14 protein-coding genes are annotated in these 19,213 nt (G+C 60.6%); 6 read left to right on the plus strand and 8 right to left on the minus strand.

Going from position 1 to position 19,213, the window contains the following annotated elements:
• Positions 1 to 105: 105 nt before the first annotated feature.
• The 3 genes from AC4BCK_RS11485 to AC4BCK_RS11495 all read right to left on the minus strand — a co-directional run bounded on the left by AC4BCK_RS11485 (position 106) and on the right by AC4BCK_RS11495 (position 2,697).
• Entirely contained in the window at positions 106 to 1,119 is a 1,014-nt protein-coding gene (locus AC4BCK_RS11485; RefSeq protein ID WP_363936245.1) for an EcsC family protein, read from the minus strand.
• A gap of 215 nt (positions 1,120 to 1,334) precedes the next feature.
• Complete coding sequence (locus AC4BCK_RS11490) at positions 1,335 to 1,988, minus strand: DUF4352 domain-containing protein (protein ID WP_490565954.1); 654 nt, start codon at positions 1,986 to 1,988, stop codon at positions 1,335 to 1,337.
• Positions 1,989 to 2,034: 46 nt separating this feature from the next.
• Positions 2,035 to 2,697, minus strand: coding sequence for an Rv1352/Rv1906c domain-containing protein (locus AC4BCK_RS11495; protein WP_490565955.1), 663 nt, complete (start codon positions 2,695 to 2,697; stop codon positions 2,035 to 2,037).
• A 240-nt stretch (positions 2,698 to 2,937) separates the two neighbouring features.
• Between AC4BCK_RS11495 and AC4BCK_RS11500 the strand changes: the two genes are divergently transcribed.
• The 6 genes from AC4BCK_RS11500 to AC4BCK_RS11525 all read left to right on the plus strand — a co-directional run bounded on the left by AC4BCK_RS11500 (position 2,938) and on the right by AC4BCK_RS11525 (position 13,916).
• Positions 2,938 to 5,001 carry a hypothetical protein gene (locus AC4BCK_RS11500; protein WP_490565956.1) on the plus strand — a complete coding sequence of 688 codons (2,064 nt, stop codon included), beginning with the start codon at positions 2,938 to 2,940 and terminating at the stop codon, positions 4,999 to 5,001.
• Positions 5,001 to 6,632 (plus strand): class I SAM-dependent DNA methyltransferase, encoded by a 1,632-nt coding sequence (locus AC4BCK_RS11505; protein ID WP_490565957.1) that lies wholly within the window; start codon positions 5,001 to 5,003, stop codon positions 6,630 to 6,632. Before AC4BCK_RS11500 ends, AC4BCK_RS11505 begins: the two co-directional genes overlap by 1 nt.
• A gap of 46 nt (positions 6,633 to 6,678) precedes the next feature.
• Positions 6,679 to 7,794 (plus strand): restriction endonuclease subunit S, encoded by a 1,116-nt coding sequence (locus AC4BCK_RS11510; protein WP_490565958.1) that lies wholly within the window; start codon positions 6,679 to 6,681, stop codon positions 7,792 to 7,794.
• A gap of 86 nt (positions 7,795 to 7,880) precedes the next feature.
• Positions 7,881 to 11,072, plus strand: coding sequence for a type I restriction endonuclease subunit R (locus AC4BCK_RS11515; protein ID WP_490565959.1), 3,192 nt, complete (start codon positions 7,881 to 7,883; stop codon positions 11,070 to 11,072).
• A gap of 163 nt (positions 11,073 to 11,235) precedes the next feature.
• Positions 11,236 to 12,693: an ATP-binding protein gene (locus AC4BCK_RS11520; protein WP_490565960.1), complete on the plus strand. Its 1,458-nt coding sequence runs from the start codon at positions 11,236 to 11,238 to the stop codon at positions 12,691 to 12,693.
• A complete protein-coding gene (locus AC4BCK_RS11525) occupies positions 12,693 to 13,916 on the plus strand; it encodes a hypothetical protein (RefSeq protein ID WP_490565961.1) in 1,224 nt (407 codons plus the stop codon). The genes AC4BCK_RS11520 and AC4BCK_RS11525 overlap by 1 nt, the downstream gene beginning before the upstream one ends.
• Positions 13,917 to 14,118: 202 nt before the next feature.
• Here AC4BCK_RS11525 and nrdF read toward each other — a convergent pair whose 3' ends face one another.
• The 5 genes from nrdF to nrdH all read right to left on the minus strand — a co-directional run bounded on the left by nrdF (position 14,119) and on the right by nrdH (position 18,850).
• On the minus strand, positions 14,119 to 15,093 hold the full coding sequence (nrdF, locus tag AC4BCK_RS11530; protein WP_490565962.1) for a class 1b ribonucleoside-diphosphate reductase subunit beta: 975 nt from the start codon (positions 15,091 to 15,093) through the stop codon (positions 14,119 to 14,121).
• On the minus strand, positions 15,090 to 15,884 hold the full coding sequence (locus AC4BCK_RS11535) for an NUMOD3 domain-containing DNA-binding protein (protein ID WP_490565963.1): 795 nt from the start codon (positions 15,882 to 15,884) through the stop codon (positions 15,090 to 15,092). The genes nrdF and AC4BCK_RS11535 overlap by 4 nt, the downstream gene beginning before the upstream one ends.
• Positions 15,885 to 15,922: 38 nt before the next feature.
• Complete coding sequence (gene nrdE, locus AC4BCK_RS11540) at positions 15,923 to 18,043, minus strand: class 1b ribonucleoside-diphosphate reductase subunit alpha (RefSeq protein ID WP_490565964.1); 2,121 nt, start codon at positions 18,041 to 18,043, stop codon at positions 15,923 to 15,925.
• Positions 18,044 to 18,063: 20 nt separating this feature from the next.
• On the minus strand, positions 18,064 to 18,516 hold the full coding sequence (nrdI, locus tag AC4BCK_RS11545; RefSeq protein ID WP_174180307.1) for a class Ib ribonucleoside-diphosphate reductase assembly flavoprotein NrdI: 453 nt from the start codon (positions 18,514 to 18,516) through the stop codon (positions 18,064 to 18,066).
• Between the two features lie 88 nt (positions 18,517 to 18,604).
• The gene (nrdH, locus tag AC4BCK_RS11550; RefSeq protein WP_066276552.1) at positions 18,605 to 18,850 is read right to left on the minus strand and encodes a glutaredoxin-like protein NrdH; all 246 of its coding nucleotides are present in this window, start codon (positions 18,848 to 18,850) and stop codon (positions 18,605 to 18,607) included.
• Positions 18,851 to 19,213 lie beyond the last annotated feature (363 nt).

The following is a 19,213-nucleotide window of genomic DNA, read 5'->3' on the forward strand; positions in this document are numbered from 1 at the left end:
TATTGTGAGACCGCTTCCGTTACACATGCAAATGGGGATCACAGCAAATAACTTGAACTCGCGCCTCCGGAGCAAAGGGACTGAGGCCGAATCAGCCGCTTTTGCTTAAGGGGTCTCAGCCAACGGCTCGTTGTCTGAGTCGCGTGCGAGTGCGGCCGGAAGTGGCAAACCATACTTCTCGCACAAGAATCGGGTTTGGCAATACCGCTGCGCGTCTGCGGCCACATTGCCGAGGACCGCTGAATTCATACCGGCGCCAATAAGGATGCCTACGAACGGCACCACCTTTGCGACGTTCTGAATCGGAACCGTGGAGCCGGCTGGACCAAGGTGCTGCATCAACTTCTCAAGGCCGGCCAGCAGGCGGTGGTCGGCGCGGATTTTGTCTGACCACCTAACGCGTCCATTAATCGCTTCGGCCGCACGTGCGACGTCACGCAACGGCTCGACCTTTGCAGCTTGCGCCATGAATGACCGGCGTACCAGGCGTTGGATGAAAATCTGCTCATCGGGGTCTCTTGCGTCGTAACCGTAGGAGTATGCGATGCGCGATGCAATCGATGTGCTCAGGACTTGGATGACGAGAATGTCGGCTGTAATCGCGACAGGGATACCAGCCACTGGAGTCAGAGCCAGCACACCCATAGTCCCACCTTCCAACGCCCCCGCCGTCCGCCACGTGAGAGTGTTGAATTTCAGCATTCGGTCGCAGACCTTGAGGTCATGCTGCCGCAGTTCGGTGAAACTGTTGAGGTCGAGACCCCGCTTCCGGGCGAGCTTCTCTACGCTTTTCGGGTCATTGAGCTCCAAAGCCCAGTCGTTAACCAGCTCGAGAAGCGATGCCGCACCTGCGAGCGCTGGCCGCACGGCCGTGGTGGCCACAGCGTCGCCGGCGCGGCGCATCGGTTCCTTCACCGCCTCTGGCACAGACGCCGTAACCCTGTTCACGGCCTTTCCTGTTACCTCTCCGGTGCGCTCGAGCGCAGTGCTCGCCCAGTTCGGCAGGCCACGGCGGTTGTTACGCCGCTGCCAGTGCTCGTTGAGCTTGTTCCACACTTGCCCCTCGTAGGCACTCATCGGCGTTGCGCCGTGGACGAGCGGGTCTGTGTATGTGCTCACTGAGATTCTCCATTCCGACTGTGATTGCTGGATCCATGTTGCCCTACGAGCTGACACGCAGGGGTGAGGGCGCTGTGTGTCATCGCTGCGCATTGCTGCAAGTTGTTTTAGTTGTGGGAGTACGGCGAGCGAATCGCGATGTACGGGTGGAAGGACATTTTGTCGCTTGGGCGTAAACCGAAAGGTTTCCTTCCCCCTCAGTCTGGTCAGGACCACTAAGGAATCTGGATCCGCGCCGCCTCCTGCAGCAGCGGACCCGAGATCATGACAGTGGCGGCGCCGGGAGCGATATCTAACGCGATGAAGCCGCGTGACTTGTCCCCCGGCAGTACCTCTCCGGAACCAAGCTGGTTGTCGGCAAACATACTGAGGTCGGCTTTGCGCCCGTTGGCATCCTTCGCGGAGAAGTACAGCGGGTTGGACGAGGTCGCGCCCTTCTCGGTCTCCCAGAGGACGTCCAGGAGCAGGTAGGTGCCGTTCTTCGGCGGCGTGGCAAACGCCGTCGTGCTGACGGTGTCAGTCCTCACCGCGGAGACAATCGTGATCCGGGCAACGTTGCCGTTGCGCATCTCCACTGTGAAAGGCGTCCCCACCGTCGGTGCGGCAGGCGCCGCGGGGGCGGCAGGTGCCGCAGGTGCAGGCACCGCAGCGGCCGACGCCTGTGCTGCCGCCGGCTGGGCGGCCTCGGCGGAGGCGGCCGGAACACTGCCACCGCCGGCAGTGCCCGCTCCCCCGCCGGAGCAGGAGCCAAGCATGATGCCGAGGAGCAGCACGCCAGCGGGGATGACGAAGCGCTTCTTCTTGAAGAACGGCCGCGGCGCAGGCGCCTGGGCAGCGGGCGGAAAAGGGGCAAAATTAGGGTGGGTCATGGTGGTGCCTTTCGGTGATGTGATGCGGTGGATGCTGCGGAAACGGCTACTGCTTTTCCCATTTGCCGCAGCGGGTGGATTTGAAATCCTGGCCGGCGGAGAGTGCCACGGAGGGCCGTCCGCCGCCGGGGAGGTCGTTGTCGATGATGTTGCTGCCGTTGCTGCCGGTGGCATAGATGCCCCAGTAGCAGGAGGAGCCGACGTCGGCGGCCGTCCGGTAGGTGCCTGGCTCGATGTCGGTGCCCACGGTCCAGGTGCCGTCACCGATGGTGTTGGCTGCCTTGGTCTTCTCCGCCCCGGTGATGGCCTCTTCGCGGACCTTCACCGCCGCTTCAGCGGACTTGACCGCGGCGTCGGCTTTTCCAACCTCGGCCTCCCGCGCCGCAACCTTGGACTCGCGGGACGCCATACCCCTTTCGAGGGTGTCGTACTTGCCTTTCAGCGTGGCGTAGCTGGACAGCGCGGCGTCGCGCTCAATCTCCACCGTCGACTTCTCGTCTGCGAGGGACACATACGCCTCGCTTGTTTTCGGATCGGGCAGGACAGTTCCGAAGGCGATTCCGCCGGCAAAGAGTACGACGGCGGCGCTCGCCACAAGAATGTGCTTCTTCCGGCTTCGTTTGGTCACGTGGGCGGGCTGACCGGACTCGGTTTCAACTCCGGTCTCGCTCTCCGGCATGTCTGCCGGGCCGATGTGGCTATTCAACATCTTCTCTTCCTTTGTTCGTGGATAACCGCTGAACGGCGGCGGGATACTGATCCCCCAATGCACGGTTTCCCGCCGCCGCCGCAGCTCCGGAAGATTCCTTCTTGGCTGCAGGACGAACTTACGAGCGGGCGGCGGCACATCCGCAACAAACAACTGATAACCCGGGTTATCAGTGCGCAGAAGTCAGTGTCACAGCACCCCGCTAGGCTGATGGGACGATTCCGACTGACGGGGGCAGCCATGGACACAGCTACCGGCTCACTGCACATGAGCCTCTCCGATGTAGCCTCCCTTGCGCAGGTCCAGCGGCCGGTGGTCTCCATGTGGCGCAGGCGAAGCAGCGGAGGACCGCTGCCGTTCCCTGCGGCCGCCGCCACCGCCAACGGAATCGAGCTGTTCGACGCCGACGAGGTCACCGCCTGGCTCCAGGCCACCGGGCGCGGGAACAACGCGGAAGCTACGAACGACGCCGCCGTGTTCGCGAGGCTGGCCACCCCGGCAGCTGGAGCGCCCCGGGACAGTCGGCAGACCTTCGATGGCCTCACCTCGCTCCTCGCCCTAAAGGTCATCACCGGGCAGGTCCTCAGCCGAACCAGCACCGCCGAGCTGCTGGACTCCGCCGATGAGGCTGACCCGGACGACGTCTTCCTCTACTCCGAGCTGGAGGCCCTGGGTTCTGCACTGCCGGGCCTGTCGAACTTCGCCGACCGGCTTGCAGACAGTGCGTTCAGCGCGCCGGCAGCGTTCGAGAAACTGCTCGCCCACCGCTTCAAGGCAGGGCTGCGGGAGCAATCGGACACTGCACTGACGGACGCTGCGCTCAAGCTTGTCAGCACCACAGCCCTGGAGCTCGGCGCAACCCTGGACCGGAAGCCACTGTTCGTAGACTCCACGCCGGGCGGCAGCGACGTGATGCTCAGCATCGTGCAGCAGTCCGGCGAATCAGGGCCCGTCACTTTCCTGGCAGCAGACCACGACGGCGGCGCCTCACGGTTTGCCCGCCGCCGCCTGGCAGTGCACGGCGCGGACAGCGCCCCGGTCAAGATTGACGCCAAAGGCGCCTTCACCGTCAGTGGTCCCGCCGTGCATGTGGCCCAGTATCCGGCTCCCGGCGATCCTGCACTGGAGACCACCGGCATCCTGCTGGGCATCGAGAACATCGTCCTGCAGATGGACGACTCCCAGCGGGCAGTGGTCATTGCGCCTGCCCGAGTGCTGTGCGACGCCTTGCCGGGCGAGGACGGGAACCTGCGCGCGGGGCTCCTGCGCTCCGGCCGGGTGCGTGCAATCGTCCGGCTCCAGCCGGGTCTTCTTCGCGCCAAGCCGCGGGAACCGCAAGCTTTGTGGGTGCTGGGTCCGTCCTTCGCGGAAGTGCCCATCGCCGACCGCTGGACCATGGTGGCGGACCTGAGCACCAGCCCGCTCACCCTCGATGTGAGCCAGGACCTGATCAGCGACGCCGTCGCTTCCATGGGCAGCCGCGCCACCATCCGAGCGCACTCCTTCCGGTTCGCCCGGCTGGTGCAGACGCGCATACTGCTGGCCAGCCACGGATCGCTTGTCGGCGTCCCCCCGGCCAAAAGTACGACGGCGGCGCGCGGCATCGAGACAGCGCTGCGGATCGAGGAACTCGTCCGGGTCCTTTCCGCCGGGGCGGCCGAGCCGCCTGCACTCCCGGCGGTCCAGCCCGCGGCGGCCGGCGCCCCAATCCAGCCCGCAACGGTCCAGGAGCTTATGAATACCGGCAACCTCAGGTATGTGAAGGGTGTCCGCCTTGAGGAGACCGACCTCAACGGCCTGGCCGGGAGCAGGATCCTGGGCCGCGAGGAACTGCTGGATCCGCACAATGCCCAGCCCCGCTTCATCACCCTTCTCGACTTCGCCGCCAAATACCCGGCAGGACGCCTCACCGAGCCCGGTGACGTGGTCTTCTGTACCAGCCCGCGGCCCGCCGCCGTGGTCGACGCGGAGGGCGGCTCCGTCGTCGTCTTTCCTGCGCGGATCCTGAGGATCGATCAGGGCGACCCTGGAGGTCTGGTGCCCGCCGTCGCTGCAGCCGACGTCAACAGCCTCAACCAGGCGGACAAGACCTGGCGGAACTGGCGGTTGCGCCGCACAGCGGAGGCCCAGCGCCAACCGTTAATGAACGCCCTGGAAGCCCTGCAACACGAGCAGGCGGCAGCACGGCAACGCCTCAAACAGCTGGAAGAACTCGCTACCCTGATTACGGACGGCGTAGCGGGCGGAAGCCTCACCCTGACAGACCCTAGTACCCACGCCGGACCAGAAGAAGGAACTGCATAATGCCCCCGAAAGTGAAGGCGGACCTCGCCCCGTCCACCATGAAGGAACTTAAGGACACGCTTTGGAAGGCGGCGGACAAGCTCCGCGGTTCGATGGATGCCTCGCAGTACAAGGACGTGATACTGGGGCTGGTGTTTCTGAAGTATGTGTCGGACGCGTTCGAGGAGCGGCGCGGGCAGATCCAGGCTGAGCTGGAGGCGGAGGGGCTCAACGAGGAGCAGATCGCCCAGCTGATCGACGACGTGGACGAGTACACCGGCCGGGGCGTGTTTTGGGTTTCGCCGCGGGCGCGGTGGACGTACCTGGCGGAGCACGCTAAGGGCCTGGACTCGGTGGACGGTGCGGCGCCCAAGTCCATCGGGCTGCTGATTGATGAGGCGATGGAGCTCATCATGGCCGACAACAAGTCACTGGCCGCCACACTCCCCAAGATCTACAACCGCGACAACGTGGACCAGCGCCGCCTGGGTGAGCTGCTGGACCTCTTCAACTCCGCCCGGTTCACGGGCCAGGGTGCCAGCAAGGCGCGCGACCTGCTCGGCGAGGTGTATGAGTACTTCCTGGAGAAGTTCGCGAAGGCCGAGGGCAAGCGCGGCGGCGAGTTCTACACCCCGGCCGGCGTGGTCCGGGTGCTGGTGGAGGTGCTGGAACCACACCGCGGGCGGGTGTATGATCCGTGCTGCGGTTCGGGCGGCATGTTTGTGCAGGCGGAGAAGTTCCTGGCCGCGCATCACCTGGAGGGCTCTGACATCTCCGTCTACGGCCAGGAGCTCAATGAGCGCACCTGGCGGATGGCGAAGATGAACCTGGCCATCCACGGCCTCAACGCCAACCTGGCCTCCCGCTGGGGCGACACCTTCGCCCGCGACCAGCACCCCGAGCTGAGCGGTGCCAATGGCGCGGACTTCATCATGGCCAACCCGCCGTTCAACATCAAGGACTGGGCCCGCTCCGAGTCCGACCCGCGCTGGAAGTACGGGGTCCCACCGGCCGGCAACGCGAATTACGCCTGGATCCAGCACATCATTTCGAAGCTGGCACCCGGGGGCAGCGCGGGCGTAGTCATGGCCAACGGTTCCATGTCGTCGAACTCCGGCGGCGAGGGCGAGATCCGCGCGCAGCTGGTGGAAGCGGACCTAGTCTCCTGCATGGTGGCGCTGCCCACCCAGCTCTTCCGCAGCACCGGCATCCCGGTATGCACCTGGTTCTTCGCGAAGGACAAGACCGCCGGGCCGCGAGGTTCGGTGGACCGGACCGGGCAGGTTCTCTTCATCGACGCCCGGAACCTGGGCTACATGGTGGACCGCGCCGAGCGCGCACTGTCCGACGAGGACATCGCCAAGATCGCCAACACCTACCACGCATGGCGCGGGACGGCATCGGCAGTAGAGGCGGGGCTGACGTACGACGACGAAGCGGGCTTCTGCTATTCAGCAAGCCTTGCGGAGGTTAAGGCAGCGGATTACGCGCTGACGCCGGGGCGGTATGTCGGGGCGGCTGACGTTGAGGACGACGGCGAGCCTGTAGAAGAGAAGATCACCAGGTTGTCGAAGGAGCTGTTCGAACAGTTCGAAGAGTCCGAGCGGCTGGCAACCGTTGTGCGCGAGCAGCTGGCGGTGCTGGATGTCTAACCTGCCAGAAGGATGGGAGCGAAAGCGAGTTGATGAGCTATGCCGCGTGACCCGAGGTGCGTCGCCCCGTCCGATACACGAGTGGATTGCGCCGTCTGGTACCCCCTGGGTCAAAATCGCCGACGCTACGTCGGATCCATCGAAGTACGTCACCAAAACAAAAGAATTCATTCGTAATGAGGGCCGCAGCAGAAGCGTCGTCGTTCACCCAGGGGACCTGATCCTTTCCAATAGCGCAACCCCGGGAATTCCGAAGTTTCTTGGAATAGAGGCATGCATTCACGACGGCTGGCTGCTCCTCCGGGACCTACGAAACATCGATCCAATGTTTTTGTATTACGCCTTTTTGAATGATCGCAAGGATCTGGCCGGGCAAGGGAACGGATCGATCTTCACCAACCTCAAGACTGACATCGTGAAGCGCCATGAGGTGGCCATTCCACCATTGTGGGAACAGCGGGCGATAGGTGAGGTGCTCGGCGCCCTCGACGACAAGATCGCCGCAAACACGAAACTCGCAGCTATATCGGATGAACTAATAGCGATCCATTTCCGTAAGGCAGTTGAGTCTGAGGGCACCGAACCTATGCCACTTTTCAAGGTTATTGATATCGATTTTGGAGAACCGTTCACAGGCGCCAACTTTTCTGAACCTGGCACGGGCCGCCCCCTAATCCGGATACGGGACTTGAAGACGTTTAGCAGCCAAGTCTGGACGACAGAAATTCGCACTAGGGAAGTTGTCGTACTGCCTGGCGATGTAGTCATCGGGATGGATGCTGAGTTCAGGCCGACAGCATGGCTCGGCGAGCCTGGGCTTCTAAACCAGCGAGTCTGCCGCGCCCGAGGTAGGGCAACTGGTCCCGCTTTTGTCCGTGAGACTTTGAAAGAGCCGCTTAGCCGGATTGAAGGTTACAAGACAGCAACCACAGTCATTCACCTGAACAAGAAGGACCTCGAGGAAACGGTCGTCCTTCTCCCTAGCGTTGCGAATCTGCAGGCATTCGAAGATTCTGTTGAGGGCCTCTACTCTCATCGCGTAGCCGTTGCAATAGAGAACCGAACGCTTGCGACTCTCCGCGACGCGCTCCTCCCCCAGCTCATGTCCGGCAAGCTCCGGGTCAAGGATGCAGAGAAGGTCTTAGAGAATGCGGGAGTATAGGCGCCCGGCACGCTTTTGGCGGGCACCGGGGATAGTCCCCGAAGCCTAAGTATGCTGAACATCAAATCGATTTGGGGGAAATCACCGTGACAGCACCAGCAGTAGCCTTCTCAGAAGCCGATTGGGAGGGTGCCGCGAAGGAGCGGCTTGGGGAGTTGGACTGGAAGCCCATGGAGGGTCAGGCCATTGCTCCTGGCACCGGGGAACGCGAGTCCTGGTCCGAGCTGCTGATCCGGCCCCGCCTGCTCGCGGCCCTTCAGCGCCTCAACCCGGCAGTCCCCGCCCAGTACCTGCAGCAGGCCCTGGCTGAAATAGCATCGCCGAAGTCGAACGATGCGATGGCCGAGAACCATCGCATCCACAATTACCTCGTGGACGGTTATCGGCTGACCTACATCGACTCCGACGGCAACGAAGCCAATCCGACCATCCGACTGCTCAGCCAGGCGCCGGACCAGAATGACTGGCTCGCCGTCAATCAGGTCACCCTGGTGCAGGGCGACTACAAACGGCGCTTCGACGTCGTGCTCTACTGCAACGGCATGCCCGTCAGCATCATCGAACTCAAGAAGGCTGGCAGCGCCCACGCCGACCTCCCCGGCGCCCACGCCCAGCTCCAGACCTACCTCCGCGAATTCCCCATGGCGTTCCGCTTCTGCGTCTTCACGCTGGCCACCGACGGAATCCAGGCCAAGTACGGAACGCCGTTCACCCCCTTCAACCACTTCTCACCGTGGAATGTAGACGACGACGGCGTCCCCGTCCCCCAGGGCTACATGCTCGACGGCGATGCCGTCACCGCCCTCGACACAGCGCTGGACGGCCTCTACAACCAGGAACGCTTCCTGCAACTCGTCCGGAACTTCACGGCGTTCGACCAGGGCTCCGGCGGTTTGGCCAAGCGCATCGCCAAGCCACACCAGTACTACGCCGTCACCAAGGCCGTGGCCAACACCATCCAGGCGGTGGAGAGCAACGGCAAGGCCGGCGTTGTCTGGCACACCCAGGGGTCGGGCAAGTCCATGGAAATGGAGCTATATGCGAACATGGTGGCGCGTGCGCCCAAGCTGAAGAACCCGACCGTCGTGGTCATCACGGACCGGAATGAGCTCGACGGCCAGCTGTTCGAGGGCTTCGACCGGAGCCTGCTCCTTGCCGAGCAACCGAAGCAGATCAGGAAACGCTCCGAACTGCGGGACGAACTGAGCAACCGGACCACAGGCGGCATCTACTTCACCACGCTGCAAAAGTTCGGCCGCAGCAAATCCGAGAAGGACGCCGGCGCCGACCACCCGCTGCTGTCCGACCGGCGCAACATCATCGTGGTGGTGGACGAGGCACACCGCTCGCACTACGACGACCTGGACGGCTACGCCCGGCACCTGCGCGACGCACTCCCCCACGCCACCCTCATCGCGTTCACCGGAACGCCGATCTCGTTCGACGACCGGAACACCCAGGACGTCTTCGGCGACTACATCGACATCTACGACCTGTCGCGGGCAGTCGAAGACGGCGCCACCGTGCCCGTGTACTTCGAACCGCGGCTGATCAAGGTTGGGCTTTCCGAAGGCGTCACGGAAGAGGACCTCGACAAGTCTGCCGATGAACTAACCCTCGGGCTCGACGATACGGAACGGGCGCGCATCGAGGCGAGTGTCGCCGTCGTCAACGCCGTCTATGGTGCGCCGCAGCGCATTGCTGCACTTGCGGAAGACTTGGTGGCGCACTGGGAAAACCGGCGCACGCGGATGGGCAAGTTCATTGAAGCGCCGGGCAAGGCGATGATCGTGGGCGGGACGCGGGAGATCTGCGCGAAGCTGTACTCCGCGATTGTGGAGCTGCGGCCCGGATGGCATTCAGACGACCTGTCGAAGGGCAAAATTAAGGTGGTGTACTCCGGCGACGCGACCGATGTGCCGCCGGTGTCCGATCACGTGCGCCGGGATTCGCTGAATGCTCAGGTCAAGGAGCGGCTCAAGAACGTCGACGACGAGCTGGAGCTGGTGATCGTCAAGGACATGATGCTTACTGGTTACGACTCTCCCCCGCTGCACACCCTGTACTTGGACCGGCCGCTCAAGGGCGCGCTGCTGATGCAGACTCTCGCGCGGGTGAACCGCACATTCCGCGGCAAGGAAGACGGGTTGCTGGTGGCATACGCGCCGCTAGCGGAGAACCTGGCAAAGGCGTTGGGCGAGTACACGCAGTCGGACCGGGCGAACAAGCCCGTGGGCAAGAACATTGATGAAGCCGTCGCACTGGTACGGGACCGCGTGGACGCTTGCCGTGGTCTATTGGTCGGTTATGACTGGAAGGCGGTGTGGCATAAGGGGGGGCCGAAAGCGTTTCTCAATGCGACTTGGGGCTCGGTGAACTACCTTCGCGATGTGAATACTCCAGGCAACCGTCCGGCCGACGGCGAAGAATCCCTCGCCACGCAATATCGTCGAGTCTCCAGTCAGCTTGCCAGAGCGTGGGCGCTTTGCTCTTCGACTGCAGATCTGGAGTCGCTACGCCCGGAGATAGCCGTATACGAAGAGATCCGCGTCTTCATGGCCAAAATGGACGCCAACGACCGACAGGCCAAAGGCGAGCCAGTGCCGGAGGAGATCCAGCGGCTGCTGGGGAATCTGATCGCTTCCGCGACGTCGTCGGGCGAGGTGCTGGACATCTACGAAGCCGCCGGCATGCCCAAGCCGTCCCTGGACGATCTGACGCCGGAGTTCATCGCCAAGACGCAGAAGGCGCGGAACCCGCAGCTGGCCATCGAGGCGCTGCGGAAGCTTATTGCAGACGAGTCCGCTTCTTCCACGCGGAACAACGTGATCCGTCAGCGGGCGTTCTCTGAGCGGATCACCGAGCTAATGAAAAAGTACACGAACCAGCAGCTGACATCTGCCGAAGTTATTGCCGAACTAGTGGAGCTGGCCCGTGAGGTTGCAGCGGAAGGGAAGCGCGGGGAGCAGTTCACTCCCCCGCTGAGTTCCGACGAATTGGCGTTCTACGACGCCGTGGCCCAGAACGAGTCGGCAGTGGAGGTCCAGGGCGAAGGCGTCCTGGCTGATATCGCGCGTGAACTGGTTTCCGTGATGCGACGGGATGTCCGCACTGACTGGACTGTGCGTGATGACGTCCGGGCTAAGCTTCGGTCTTCCATCAAGCGGCTTCTGGTGCGGTTCGGCTACCCGCCGGACAAGCAGCCGGAGGCGATCAAGCTCGTGATGGAGCAGATGGAGTCCATGGCACCGCGGTTTGCTGAGGCACATCGATTGTGATTGCGGTTTAGCGATACGACGAAAAGGAGCGGGTGATGAGCTGATGGCAGATTTTATAGACCGACTTCGTACCGAACCATTTGTCCTTAGAAATGAGGACACTCTCCGCTATGTGAAAAGGATGTGTAAAGACTATCCTGCCGCTGGCTTTCACCGTTCTGTAATGGCTGTTCTCGGATGTGATTACTCTTATGCCAGGAAGGACGACCAGACTGGTGTTTGGCATGCGGTTATGGAGCTCAATGCGCCGCTTCAGCTCATGCTTGGGTTGAATTCAGGAATACACATCGCTTTCACTCACTATCATGAGCTGCAGAGCCGAACCATAGAGGCCATGAGATCAAGGGAAATCGAGAGGCCCCGAAACGACGCCATCTATTTGCTGCATACGAAGGACTTATACGCGCAGCGAAAGCTGGACGACTGGACCTTTAGAGAGACCTATTCAGTACTTACCCTCAGTACAGGTGGAAGCCCAAAGGAAGTCGCCAAGGATTTGCTAGCTCGCATTGTAGCGGCATCCGCGCGAAATAACCCGTATGACCGAACTACCCCTGTATCAGGTGATGAATTTTTTTGCCGACACGAAACGCTCCGAAGTCTCGTTATGGAGCTCAGATCAGGCCGCGTATGTGGAGTGTTCGGGCTGAGGAAGACGGGAAAAACCAGCCTCTTAAGCGAGTTGGGAAGGTTATTCGTCTTGGGTGACCCTCAAGATAGCCTCTATGTTCTGCAAGACCTCGAGGTCCTACCCAGCGCGACTGAACATAAGATTCCTCAACTCATTTCCGACGTGGCAAACCAGCTGAAAATCTCGTTCGGTAAGCACGGGATGCGAACGCACGAGCTGGCATCGATAACGAACCTTTCCAGTGTTGGGGATCTCCGCCAAGCTATTGGTGCGGCATTAAGACGTGGAGTTGGTCCGACAAAGTCAGTCGTATTAGCTTTGGACGAGGTGGAGTCACTGGTGGGTACGGAGACTCAAACTTCCGAGATACAAACGGGAGTTCCAGAATTCTTCGGCGCTCTTCGCGCTCTCGTCCAGGAAAACAGGAACTTCAACGTAGTACTGTCAGGCATAACGACGGCTCCGATTATGTATCCCACACTATACGGCCGAGAGAACCCGCTCTTTGCTTGGGCCAAGCCAACTTTCTTGGCTGAAATCTCTCGGACTGAGTCTGACCGAATGATACAGGCCTTGGGCTCGAGAATGGCCGCTCGGTGGACACACGACGCACTAAGTCGTGTGTATGTAGGAACAGGCGGACAAGTATTTCTCACAAGGTCGCTTGCTGGCTTCGTCGCCGCCAAGTTGTCCAACGACATCGCCAGCCGTGAAATTCACGGTTCACTTGTACAGGAGTCCTTCAGGCAATGGAGAAGGACGGCCGTCAGCCTCGTGGATGGCATGATTGACAGCCTCAATCGATTCTATCCACACGAGCTTTCGGTCTTAGAGTTGGGTCTCGAACTTCCAAATTTTAACGAGCTGGAAGATGACTTCTCGAATGAAATAGCGAATCTTATAAACTTGGGCGTTTTGATTGACAACGGTAAGGACATCGCTCTGGCCCCATGGACGCAACTCGGTTCAAAGTTTAGGAGCAAGAACTAATGAATATTCCATGGTATCGGCCGCTCCTCGAATCCGTCGAAGTGAAGAGACACCTTTTTTGGCATTCATCACCGCTAAATTCAACGGAAGATTTGGTCCAGGATCTGGGTCATTCGAACATCAAAAATCATCAGATTAAAGTCATCGACTGCTCAAAGCTTCCAATTCTCCCCAGCCATGACCTAGATACTCGATCTATCGAATCAATCGAAGCAGACATCCTAATCGTTCTAAATTTTGATATCTTGCTCAGTTTGACCCATGGCAAGACTTGGATGAGACAACTTCGGCCAGCTATGGTTGAGCACCTCAAGCGCGGCTCGCGCCTAATCGTTGCCAGCAATTCTCCTCAAAACCATTACCCAGCCATCGATGGTTCCAGCCTTGCCACGGACTGCGTGCAGCATGTGGGCGATCGCTGGAAGCCGGAGCAACTCCGGCACCACGGCACCGACCAAGACATAGAGAAACTCGTGTCGCTGTCGGCTGGCATGGCCGGGCCCGCATCAGAGATCCTGAAGCTGTACCCGGACGTGGCGAGAGCCAACACAAAGGACGCTCTTGGTCGCCTCAGGAAGCGCATCACAGAAACTATGATCCAGTGCGGATCGGACTGCATATCCTGGCTTGAGGCTGCCGTTCTTCTGAGAGGGGTCCGGACAACGCCCTATGACGAAATCCCCGCGAGCGTTGCAACTACGCTTTATGCCTCTGGGCTGGGCAGCGTTGACTTCCAGACAGACTGTTTCGACTTACTCCCTGGCGTTTCTGATACAACCGTCAAGGCTTGCATCGAGCTTGCGGAGCGGAGCTTTCTTGATGCCCCTCCACAATGGACTTCAATTGCGGGGGCGCTTTTCAAGTTTGAGCGAACAGCCCGAGCGCTGCTGGCAGAATCCACACCATCGGCCGAAGCACTCCTGGAGCTCCTTAGCGATCACACCGAGAAAATTCGGCGCAATTTCACTGCGGAGTATGGTGTAACCTCTCCCGACTTAGGCGCATTACCAAATCCCGCGAGATGGATCGACCTATCAGACTTGCTTGATCTACTTATACACGTTTCCGAAAATTCTAGAGTTGGAGGTCTAACCTCCAAACAATGGACCATGGCGAAGTTGGAAGTTCTTCCAATTCGCAACAAGATCCAGCATATGCGACTGCCCTCCGATGGTGACAAGCGCACAATCGAGAAGCATATTCGCGCTATTACACGCCAATAGCTCTCGAACGAACTAACTGCTGAAAGAGATCGTGGCCCCGCACTCGGTGAGCGCGGGACCGTTCATCAATGAACCGTCAAAGATGGCATCTCTGCAGATTTGATGTCGTGGTTGCAAAACATTGTTAGGACTAGAACGTATTGCCGGGCCAGCTGCGTAGCCAGTGCCCGCAGCAACAACCAGCAAAGTAGAAAGAAAAGACCTAGAAGTCCCAGTCCTCGTCCTCTGTGTTGACGGCCTTGCCGATAACGTAGGAGGAGCCGGAGCCACTGAAGAAGTCGTGGTTCTCGTCGGCATTCGGGGACAAGGCTGAGAGGATGGCCGGATTCACGTCCGTAACTGAGGACGGGAACATGGCCTCGTAGCCGAGGTTCATCAGAGCCTTATTGGCGTTGTAGTGCAGGAACTTCTTGACATCCTCAGCCAGGCCAACGGAGTCGTAGAGGTCATGCGTGTACTGAACTTCGTTTTCGTACAGCTCGAAGAGCAGTTCGAAGGTGTAGTCCTTGATCTCCTGCTTGCGCTCCTCGGACAGGCCTTCGAGGCCCTTCTGGAACTTGTAGCCGATGTAGTAGCCGTGCACGGCCTCGTCGCGGATGATCAGGCGGATCAGGTCAGCTGTGTTCGTCAGCTTGGCGCGTGAGGACCAGTACATGGGCAGGTAGAAGCCCGAGTAGAAGAGGAAGCTCTCCAGCAGGGTGGAGGCCACCTTGCGCTTCAGGGGGTCGTCGCCCTGGTAGTAGTCCATGACGATCTGCGCCTTCTTCTGAAGGTTCGCGTTCTCGGTGGACCAGCGGAATGCCTCGTCGATCTCCTTGGTGGAGGCCAGGGTGGAGAAGATGGAGGAGTAGCTCTTGGCGTGCACCGATTCCATGAAGGCGATGTTGGTGTAGACAGCCTCTTCGTGCGGGGTCAGCGCATCCGGAATCAGGGAGACGGCACCGACGGTGCCCTGGATGGTGTCCAGCAGGGTCAGGCCGGTGAAGACGCGCATGGTGAGTTGCTGCTCGTCGTGGGTGAGTGTGTTCCAGGACTGGACGTCGTTGGACAGCGGCACCTTCTCCGGCAGCCAGAAATTGTTGACCAGCCGGTTCCAGACCTCAACGTCCTTCTCGTCCTGGATGCGGTTCCAGTTGATCGCCTCAACATGGCTGAGAAGCTTTACTTGTTCGGTCATGACTCCGACTCACTTTCTGAAGAGAGACTTGGTTTGGCTGAGTCCTCGACGCAATACTTGCAGTCGGCTTTCTCGATGCCTTTGTTCGTGTGATGTCTCGTGTGGGCGTTTCTCTGGCTGGAAGGCATTGGGCGGCCCTTCCTTACTGCTGACATTTTCGCACGGGTTTCAGCGCTGGCTTTCTTGCCGAAGTTGGGATTGCCGGCGCCCTTCTTTGCCTCCGAAAGCGCCTTGCGCGTCTCTTCGCTCACCGTATGCCCGAAACCGGGATGCTCTGGACCAAACTTTCCGAAGTTCGGGTTCTCGGCCCCCGAGTAGGTACCCTTGCGCTCTCGTGACCACTTTTCCCGCTGCTCAGCAGTGTGGTTCTTCCCGTAGAAGGGTGCGCCTGGCCCGGACTCCCTCTGTATCTTGCGGCCGGTGGAACGAACGCGAGCAGCCTCCCGCATCTCGTCCGTCCACACAACCCCTGTCGGACCAAGCCCGCCGTCCGAAAGGTTCAGGAGCCTGTCGCCTTCGCGACGCAGGTAGCTGATCCAGTCAATCTCGGCCTGGCCCAGTTCGGGTAGGCCTTCAATCCAATCCAGCTCATCTGCAATCAATTCGGAGCGATCATGCTTCCGCAGCCAATCGTAGAAGGGCGTTTTCCGCCCCTCCGCGGCTACGCGGAGGTGCTGATGGAAACGACGACGGGCTGTCTTGGTGGTGATACCCACATAGCGGTACTCGACCTCCCGCCGAAGCCGGATGCCGTAGACCAGGCCGCCCGTCGCCGTCGTCGTTTCCATCATTCATCCCCTAGTGAATATTGATCAACCTATTTGAGTTGTCATAGCGCACATGAAACACAACCCTCAACCTCGGTCCCTTCCAGCGCGAGCTGGCGGAGACGGATGTAGTAGATGGTCTTGATGCCCTTCTTCCAGGCGTAGATCTGGGCCTTGTTGATGTCGCGCGTGGTGGCCGTGTCCTTGAAGAACAGCGTCAGGGACAGGCCCTGGTCCACGTGCTGGGTGGCAGCGGCGTAGGTGTCGATGACCTTCTCGTAGCCGATCTCGTACGCATCCTGGTAGTACTCCAGGTTGTCGTTGGTGAGGTACGGCGCCGGGTAGTACACGCGGCCCAGCTTGCCTTCCTTGCGGATCTCGATCTTGGACGCCACCGGGTGGATCGAGGAGGTGGAGTTGTTGATGTAGGAGATCGAACCGGTGGGCGGGACAGCCTGCAGGTTCTGGTTGTAGATGCCGTGCTCCATGACGGAAGTCTTCAGCGCCAGCCAGTCAGCCTGCGTGGGGATGTGCACGTTCTTGAACAGTTCCGCAACCTTCTCGGTCTGCGGCACCCATTCCTGCTCCGTGTACTTGTCGAAGAACTCGCCGGAGGCGTACTTGGACTTCTCGAACCCGCCAAAGGTCTGGCCGGTTTCGATGGCCAGCAGGTTGGACGCGCGGACGGCGTGGTACACCACCGAATAGAAGTAGATGTTGGTGAAGTCCAGGCCCTCTTCGGAACCGTAGTGGACCCGCTCACGCGCCAGGTAGCCGTGCAGGTTCATCTGGCCCAGGCCGATGGCGTGGCTCTGGTCGTTGCCCTTGGCGATGGACGGCACCGAGGTGATGTTGGACATGTCGGACACGGCCGAGAGCGAGCGGATGGCCGTCTCGATGGTCAGGCCGAAGTCCGGCGAGTCCATGGTCTTGGCGATGTTCAGCGAGCCCAGGTTGCAGGAGATGTCCTTGCCGGTCTCGTCGTAGGACAGGTCATCGTTGTACGTTGTGGGCTGGGAGACCTGGAGAATCTCCGAGCACAGGTTGGACATGATGATCTTGCCGTCGATCGGGTTGGCCCGGTTCACGGTGTCCTCGAACATGATGTACGGGTAGCCGGATTCGAACTGGATCTCGGCGAGTGTCTGGAAGAACTCGCGCGCCTTGATCTTGGTCTTCTTGATCCGGGAGTCGTCCACCATCTCGTAGTACTTCTCGGTGACCGAGACGTCGGAGAACGGCATGCCGTAGACGCGTTCCACGTCGTACGGGGAGAACAGGTACATGTCCTCGTCCCGCTTGGCCAGCTCGAACGTGATGTCCGGGATGACGACGCCGAGCGAGAGGGTCTTGATGCGGATCTTCTCGTCAGCGTTCTCGCGCTTGGTATCCAGGAACCGGTAGATGTCCGGGTGGTGGGCGTGCAGGTACACGGCGCCGGCACCCTGGCGGGCACCGAGCTGGTTGGCGTAGGAGAAGCTGTCTTCGAGGAGCTTCATCACGGGGATGACGCCGGAGGACTGGTTCTCGATCTGCTTGATGGGCGCGCCCACCTCGCGGATGTTGGTCAGCGCGAAAGCCACGCCGCCGCCGCGCTTGGAGAGCTGCAGGGCGGAGTTGATGGAGCGGCCGATCGACTCCATGTTGTCTTCGATGCGGAGCAGGAAGCAGGAGACCAGCTCGCCGCGCTGCTTCTTGCCGGCGTTCAGGAAGGTGGGAGTGGCCGGCTGGAAGCGGCCCTCGATGATCTCGTCCACCATCTGCAGGGCAAGCTGCTCGTTGCCGCGGGCCAGGTGCAGGGCAACCATGCAGACGCGGTCCTCGTAGCGCTCCAGGAAACGCTTGCCGTCGAACGTCTTCAGCGTGTAGGACGTGTAGAACTTGAACGCGCCCAGGAAGGTCTCGAAGCGGAACTTCTTCTTGTACGCGCGGTTGAACAGCTCACGGATGAAGTTCATCGTGTACTGGTCCAGCGTTTCGCGCTCGTAGTACTGGTTCTTCACCAGGTAGTCGAGCTTCTCTTCCAGGTCGTGGAAGAACACAGTGTTGTTGTTGACGTGCTGCAGGAAGTACTGGTGCGCAGCCTCACGGTCGGCCTCGAACTGGATCTCGCCGTTGGGGCCGTACAGGTTCAGCATCGCGTTGAGCTCGTGGTAGCCCAGGCCCTTGTACGCTGCGGGCATCTCGGGCTTCTCGGCCCTGGTTACTTCTGTGTCTGCGACAGTCGTGTCCAAAACGTGTCCAATCCATTGTTTACGCGGGCCACGTCTTCTGGCGTGCCCATTAATTCGAAGCGGTAGAGGTGCGGCACTCCGCACTTGGCGGCGATGATGTCCCCCGCCATGCAGTAGTTGTCCCCGAAGTTGGTGTTGCCGGCCCCTATGACTCCGCGCAGGAGTTCCCTGTTCTGCGGGTTGTTTAGGAACCGGATGACCTGCTTGGGGACGGAACCCTCTCCCCCGGTGCCACCGTAGGTGGGCACCACCAGCACGAACGGCCGGGTGGCGAGGAGGGGTGCTTCCTTGGCTAAGAGCGGGATCCGGGCAACCTCACGGCCAAGCTTCGAGACAAAGCGGCTGGTGTTCTCGGATGCCGAGGAAAAGTAGATGAGCCGGCTGCCGGTGACTACCGGCGGGACCGGCCCGGAAGAATCCACACGCTGAGCCGCGTGGAAATCCTGGACTGCTGGTGCTGCCGTTGAAGTCACCTCGGCTGGTTGTTGATTGCCGGCAGGGAAAGGGTCCCTATGCCACAGAGGAAACGGCGGAGAGAGCCAGTTCCTCGATCTTGTCTGGGCGGAAACCTGACCAGTGGTCCTGGTCAGTGACCACAACGGGTGCCTGCATGTAGCCCAGTGACTTCAGGCGCTCGAGGGCCTCGGCGTCCTGGGAGATGTCAACGCTCTGGTAGGTGATGCCCTTTTTGTCGAGCGCCCGGTAGGTGGCGTTGCACTGAACACAAGCAGGCTTTGTGTAAACCGTTACGGTCATGGTTCCTGTCCCCTTTTCTGGAAAACTTGCTGGTCCGGTGTCCCCGCCCAAGCTGTACCTAGATACTACATCTAGTGCAGACGCCTCTTTGGAACCCCAAGATGATGTATTACAAGTATGTCATTTAATGCACTTTTAATCCACAGGCCGGTACCCCCAAAATGTCCGGAATCCCGCTGTTTTTGGGGAGGGAGTCCACACCCTGTGGAGTACTTAGCCACAATTTTCCCCCAGCGTGTCGGGGAAAAGACGGCGTGTCGCGCAGCCCCGGGCAGCCGCACGGGGGCACCAAAAAGGGGCCCCGACATGACCTTCGGAACCCCTCATGGTGATGAAACGCACGGCGGCGGCAGCCGCCCGGCC

It is taken from the genome of Pseudarthrobacter sp. As-47, from assembly GCF_058215595.1.

Bases quoted from the DNA above. Each gene is read 5' to 3' on its own strand.
- AC4BCK_RS11490 (WP_490565954.1), bottom strand. From the start codon at position 1,988: ATGACCCACCCTAATTTTGCCCCTTTTCCGCCCGCTGCCCAGGCGCCT.
- AC4BCK_RS11495 (WP_490565955.1), bottom strand. From the start codon at position 2,697: ATGTTGAATAGCCACATCGGCCCGGCAGACATGCCGGAGAGCGAGACC.
- AC4BCK_RS11500 (WP_490565956.1), top strand. From the start codon at position 2,938: ATGGACACAGCTACCGGCTCACTGCACATGAGCCTCTCCGATGTAGCC.
- AC4BCK_RS11505 (WP_490565957.1), top strand. From the start codon at position 5,001: ATGCCCCCGAAAGTGAAGGCGGACCTCGCCCCGTCCACCATGAAGGAA.
- AC4BCK_RS11520 (WP_490565960.1), top strand. From the start codon at position 11,236: ATGGCTGTTCTCGGATGTGATTACTCTTATGCCAGGAAGGACGACCAG.
- AC4BCK_RS11525 (WP_490565961.1), top strand. From the start codon at position 12,693: ATGAATATTCCATGGTATCGGCCGCTCCTCGAATCCGTCGAAGTGAAG.
- nrdF (WP_490565962.1), bottom strand. From the start codon at position 15,093: ATGACCGAACAAGTAAAGCTTCTCAGCCATGTTGAGGCGATCAACTGG.
- AC4BCK_RS11535 (WP_490565963.1), bottom strand. From the start codon at position 15,884: ATGATGGAAACGACGACGGCGACGGGCGGCCTGGTCTACGGCATCCGG.
- nrdE (WP_490565964.1), bottom strand. From the start codon at position 18,043: ATGCCCGCAGCGTACAAGGGCCTGGGCTACCACGAGCTCAACGCGATG.
- nrdH (WP_066276552.1), bottom strand. From the start codon at position 18,850: ATGACCGTAACGGTTTACACAAAGCCTGCTTGTGTTCAGTGCAACGCC.